This is a genomic window from Sporomusa sp., assembly GCF_057736855.1.
The window spans coordinates 1-5,212 of the sequence record NZ_JBYKYF010000221.1 but is presented as its reverse complement, the minus strand read 5'-3'; the positions used below and the strand labels follow the sequence as shown (position 1 = coordinate 5,212).

General features: G+C 44.6%; 4 protein-coding genes and 1 pseudogene. 4 read left to right on the top strand and 1 reads right to left on the bottom strand.

Annotated features, from left to right (window positions below):
* From AC29Z1_RS13085 to AC29Z1_RS13070, 4 genes are all read left to right on the top strand, one after another.
* The coding region (locus tag AC29Z1_RS13085) for a methyl-accepting chemotaxis protein (protein ID WP_488271897.1) at positions 1–694 on the top strand (694 nt) is incomplete at its 5' end.
* Positions 695–804: 110 nt separating this feature from the next.
* Positions 805–2,718: a sigma-54-dependent Fis family transcriptional regulator gene (locus AC29Z1_RS13080; protein WP_488271896.1), complete on the top strand. Its 1,914-nt coding sequence runs from the start codon at positions 805–807 to the stop codon at positions 2,716–2,718.
* A 92-nt stretch (positions 2,719–2,810) separates the two neighbouring features.
* Positions 2,811–3,461, top strand: coding sequence for a tRNA (guanosine(46)-N7)-methyltransferase TrmB (gene trmB / locus AC29Z1_RS13075; protein ID WP_488271895.1), 651 nt, complete (start codon positions 2,811–2,813; stop codon positions 3,459–3,461).
* Between the two features lie 83 nt (positions 3,462–3,544).
* Complete coding sequence (locus AC29Z1_RS13070) at positions 3,545–4,870, top strand: DUF2935 domain-containing protein (RefSeq protein ID WP_488271894.1); 1,326 nt, start codon at positions 3,545–3,547, stop codon at positions 4,868–4,870.
* A 128-nt stretch (positions 4,871–4,998) separates the two neighbouring features.
* Here the strand turns inward: AC29Z1_RS13070 and AC29Z1_RS13065 are convergent.
* Positions 4,999–5,212 (bottom strand): annotated as a pseudogene (locus AC29Z1_RS13065) (hypothetical protein); the annotation flags it as partial.

The following is a 5,212-nucleotide window of genomic DNA, read 5'->3' as shown; positions in this document are numbered from 1 at the left end:
GTTCGAAGTGGCAGTAGATCAAATCAATAAGGGGTTTGCTGAAGTCCAAGCATCCAGCGATAAGCTGGAACTAAGTCTCAGTAAGTTTGGTGAGGTTAAGCGTTCTGCTGAACACCTGCAAAATCAGGCTGCTAAAATTACTGAAATTACCGGGATGGTGGCTGCTATTGCCGGTCAGACCAATCTTTTAGCACTTAATGCAGCAATAGAGGCCGCCCGGGCGGGTGAACAGGGACGCGGTTTTGCGGTAGTAGCCGAAGAGGTTCGTAAGCTGGCTGAGCAGTCCCACCAGCATTCAGAAAGCATCTCCAATGACTTAAAGGTTTTGATGAACATCATTAGCAGTGTTGTCAGCATGATTGAAGAGGAATTCGCAATCTTAGAAACTGAGACTCGGCAGATGAAGGAAGTAGTAGCTGAAAATACCCGCCATGTCGGAAACATTCGTTTGGTTGCCGAAAACATTGTGGATATGATTAACAAGTTGGAACAGGAGATGACTGGCCTCAACGAAGTGTATGGCAAGATTGAATCCTTAGCTGCTATTTCTGAGGAAAATTCAGCAGCAACTGAAGAAGTGAGTGCTTCGGTACACGTTTACAATGAAAAGCTGCACGATATGATGGGCAAAATCACTGAGTTTAAGACTGTTATTCAGCACTTTAGTGAGGATATTGGCACCTATCGTACATAAGTTTGGAGGCGGGGCCGGTACATCCCCGTCTTCTGTTTGCTTATATTCCGGTCGGTAAGTATGAATTTACGGGATTTATGTGATATTATTTTTAGGATGTGGAGGTACATATGATTCGCGAACGCCGTAATAAAACAAAACTCGAAATGTATTATAATAAGTTTGTTAGCGAAGGTATTATTGATCCCAATGTCCATCCATGGGTAGGTGAATCTTGGCAACGCAGCCAGGCGGCCGGGGTAAGGCGGGATACTTTCTGCCTTACTGTCAAATTATCTGATGAAGAGCTTGAAAAACGTCGGCAGCGCTATAGTTCAGCCATTACTTTTCTCGACGGGCTATATGATGAAATCAAGGAGCATTTTACCACCTACAATTTAAGCATGCTGCTGTTAGATCAGGAATTGTATGCCCTCAAAAACTATGCTATGCCGTTTTACCAAAAAACGGCTGGGGAACTAGAAGGCGCACGGCTGCAAGAAGTGGATATCGGCACTTCCAGCATCGGAATTGCCTACCGGAACAAGGTTCCATTTTTGATGTTTGGACCGGAAATGTGGATTAAAGAATGCCAAAATGGGGATGCTTGTTCGGTTCCGATTATTATTGACAATCAGGTGAAATTTATTGTTACCGTGGTATCGGTTCAGCAGGAAGAACTGCCATATAGTGCCATGGTGGCCCTGGTAATGAGCATTAAATATGCTATGGAACAGCATCTAAAACTGATCAGCAGTCTCAATGCCAAACATACCATTTTAGACGCAGTGCCGCTGGCCGTGTATCATATTTTACCTGGAGGCGAAGTGGCCTATGCAAATAAGCTCGGTCACAGCCGGTTGTCAGGAATTGTTCCGTTAGGTAGCGAGGACAAAGAAGAAGGGCCTAATTTAAGTACTGTGCTGTTGAATTATCATCATACTCCTATATACAAAGGCTTTTTGGGTGTGCCTTCCTATAACCGGGAGGCAACCTGGATAACGCCGCGAAAAACGTATGAAGATATTACTACCGTTGTACCACTTGTGGGTGATGAGGGAGAAGTAGACAGTGTTGTAACCGTAACCATGCCTATCGAGGATCTGCGTACCTTAGTTGCCCATACAGCAGGGTATACTGCCCGATATAGTTTATCAAGCCTGGTAGGCAACAGCCCGGTGTTTAACACTATGCTGGATAAGGCTGGACGTATCGCCAGACATGATTATCCGGTACTGCTTCAGGGTGAGCCGGGAACCGGTAAACAACGATTGGCGCACGGTATTCACCAGGCCAGTTCGCGTGCGGCTGGTCCGCTGATTTCCGTAAAAGGCGGCGATATGCCATCTGACTTGTTAGAAATAGAGCTCTTTGGTCGTGGCGGTAGTGAAGCCGAAGGCCGGCAGGGAAAATTGGAATTGGCCAGCGGTGGAACGCTGTTTTTGGATGAGGTGGAAAAACTGTCATCCGTATTACAAGATAAGCTGGCAGAAGCCCTTGAAAGAGGTTTTATTTTCCGTTCTGGCGAAACGGTGAGTCGGCCTATTGATGTCCGGGTGATTGCTGCCAGTGATACAGACCTAAAACGTCTGGTGGAAAAAGGTGTATTTTCCGCAAGATTGTACGATATTATCTCCCGGTCAGTAATTCGGGTACCAGCACTTAGGGCCAGACGGGAGGATATCCCGAGGTTGGCTTCTCATATCATTGAGGAACTGGCAACCCTGCACAATATGCAGCCCAAGGAGTTATCCCCAGATGCTATCCAGCTCATTATGAGTTATGATTGGCCAGGCAATATCAAGCAGCTTCAGGGCGTGGTAGAACAGGCATTTTTCCGGACGACAGCTGCGACTATCAGCCGGGCTGACATTGTTATGCCTGGTGAACAGGGAGTAAGTAAAGCCTGGAAAGAAGACAAGGCGGCTTTCGTTGAAGCCTGGAAAGCGGCTGGCGGTAATATCAGCCGGTTAGCGAATATGCTTGATGTCAGCCGTGTTACGTTGTATCGGTATCTGAAAAAATATGGCTTAGACAAGGAGTAAGCCTGACCAGTTACTCCTTGGTTACACAGGATTTGTCAGCTTTACTGGTGCGAGTGATGTATGGTATTAACCAAAGGTAAGGAGGAGACAGTTTGCGATTGAGAAAAAAGCCATGGATTGCTGAAGCAATCAGAGGCTTTTCTGACATAGTATTACAGAATCCTGACGAAACGCTGCAAGGCAAATGGCGTGATTTGTTTGGCAATCAACTGCCGCTGCATGTTGAATTAGGTACAGGCAAGGGCAAGTTTATTGCCGAAATGGCTGAGCAGCATAATCAAGTTAATTTTGTCGGAATTGAAGCCCAGCAAGATGTTCTTTACTATGCAGCTAAAAAAGTGCGGGAGAAAGAGTTAAGCAATGTTCGCTTGCTAGTATTTAATGTAAATGACATTTTGACAATATTTGCCCCAGGGGAAATTGACCGTATTTATATTAATTTCTGTGATCCCTGGCCCAAAAAACGTCATGCTAAACGCCGACTTACTCATATTACATTTTTGGAAAAGTATCGTAGGGTATTAAAGCCAGGCGGACAATTATTTTTTAAAACCGATAACCGAGATCTATTTGAATTTTCGCTAGAGCAGTTCCGTGAGTTTGGTCTCGAACCGGAACAAGTTACCTATGATCTTCATAATAGCGGCTTTATTGGTAATGTTATGACTGAATATGAGACAAAATTTAGTTTGTTGGGACAGCCTATTTACCGTTGTGAAGTGACTTTTACGCAAACTAAGTAATATTATTGTAATATTATTGGATATCACTCCTGCACTACCCAGCATACAATACACTAAAATGCTTTTTATGGGAGTGTGTTGCTATGCCGCGTTACACGTCTGGTAAAGGCAAAGTGCCGCCAGTACCGCCGCTAGACATGGAAGAAGTTAAATTTTGGCTGCAGATTATGGAAGAGCATGCGCTGTTCATTAAAATCAATTTGCCGTATGACAAACCTGATTTAATAGAAGAGGCTACGGCATTTGAACGGGAATTTAAGTCTTTGCGTGTACGGATTGAGAAACTGACGAGTGAAAAGAAATTTGCTGAGCTAATTGCAGATATTGTTAGCTCACTAAAGGAACTCCTCCGGTTTAAGCGGCTATTACTGGGTTTGTCGCTGACCAATAAACTGGGCAGCGCACTACCACCGCTGTTTTTTGACCATCTTATTAGAGAAGCCGAGTATTTTATGGCGATTTTAGACAAACTTCGTGCAGGCAAAAAGCTATCTGTTGTCAAAGCGCGAGAAACTGATTTTTGGCTAAGACTCATGGCTGATCATACTAAGTTTATTGGTGTTCGTCTTGACCCGACAGAGCGTAGCCTCCTTAATGTTGTTCGCGAATTTGAAGCAGAGTTTGATGACCTGACAATTCAGGGGCGAAGTTATATAGGCTTTTTTGAACATCAAGCTCCAGATGTACCTGCCTTTGCCCGTTTTTTGCAGGATAGCCGATCAACTACTATTCGACTCAGAGATTTTAAACAGGCAAATTATGATATGATTTGTAAGAACCGGATGCTAACCACTATGCCGGCTTTAATGGCTGACCATATCCGCCGGGAGGCTGACCACTTCCTGCTGGTTTTGGCCATGATGGAAAAATCTGTGATCAAAGAAGAGCCGCTACTACAACCAAATTTTTCCGAGGATATTGGTATGGTAGTGGACAATGAGTTTTTTGAAGAATCCGAGTCCATGGGATTGAACAATTGGGAAGAACCAAAACGTGAGTCCCCAATTAAGGTATCTTTTGCTAATAGCGGCTTTAGCCACTCACCAGAAAAAGTCAAGAAAAAAATGATAGCTGAGCAACCTGTTTCTGAGGATAACGAAAAGGCTCTAGTTGCGAAACCCATTGAGACAACAAGCCAGACAGCTATTGAAACACTTGTTGAGACGGCACCTGAACCAGCCGTCAAAACCGTAATTGACCCAGTAGTTGTTGCGCCGGCAGTATCTGAACCTGTTGATCAAGAGGCTGCTGATTTTGAAACAGCTATTGAGGATAAGGTGATAGCTGCCGAGAAGATGGATGAGAAGGTGGATTTGCCTGTTCAGTCGCCGACGATTACCACAGACAGTAAGCCGGTTAAGTATAAGTGGGGGGGCAAATGGCCACGTCAGCTGGGAAAAATAAAATAGTACTGACAGAAAGAAAACCCCTCCCGCAACTGTGGGAGGGGTTTGGCAGGTATATAGCGAATTAATACGGTTGGGTATCACCGCATATGGTAATCAAGCATGGCAAGGTTTGGCAGGTATATAGCGAATTAATACGGCAGAATAGCAATGTTAGATAACAACTGTCGTTTGGTATTGGTGACAGCCAAAATTGGCCCGCCAGTTAAATCTATAAGACTTAAATCAGCAAATAAATTACTGGTGCCGATGGCCAATTGACTGTCAGGAACTAAGTACAGGCGGGACAGTGAGCGGCCGACATGCAACCGATCAATAATCTGGGCTGATTCAAGGTCGACGACA

Coding starts and splice junctions, on each gene's coding strand:
- AC29Z1_RS13080 (WP_488271896.1), top strand. CDS start 805: ATGATTCGCGAACGCCGTAATAAAACAAAACTCGAAATGTATTATAAT.
- AC29Z1_RS13070 (WP_488271894.1), top strand. CDS start 3,545: ATGCCGCGTTACACGTCTGGTAAAGGCAAAGTGCCGCCAGTACCGCCG.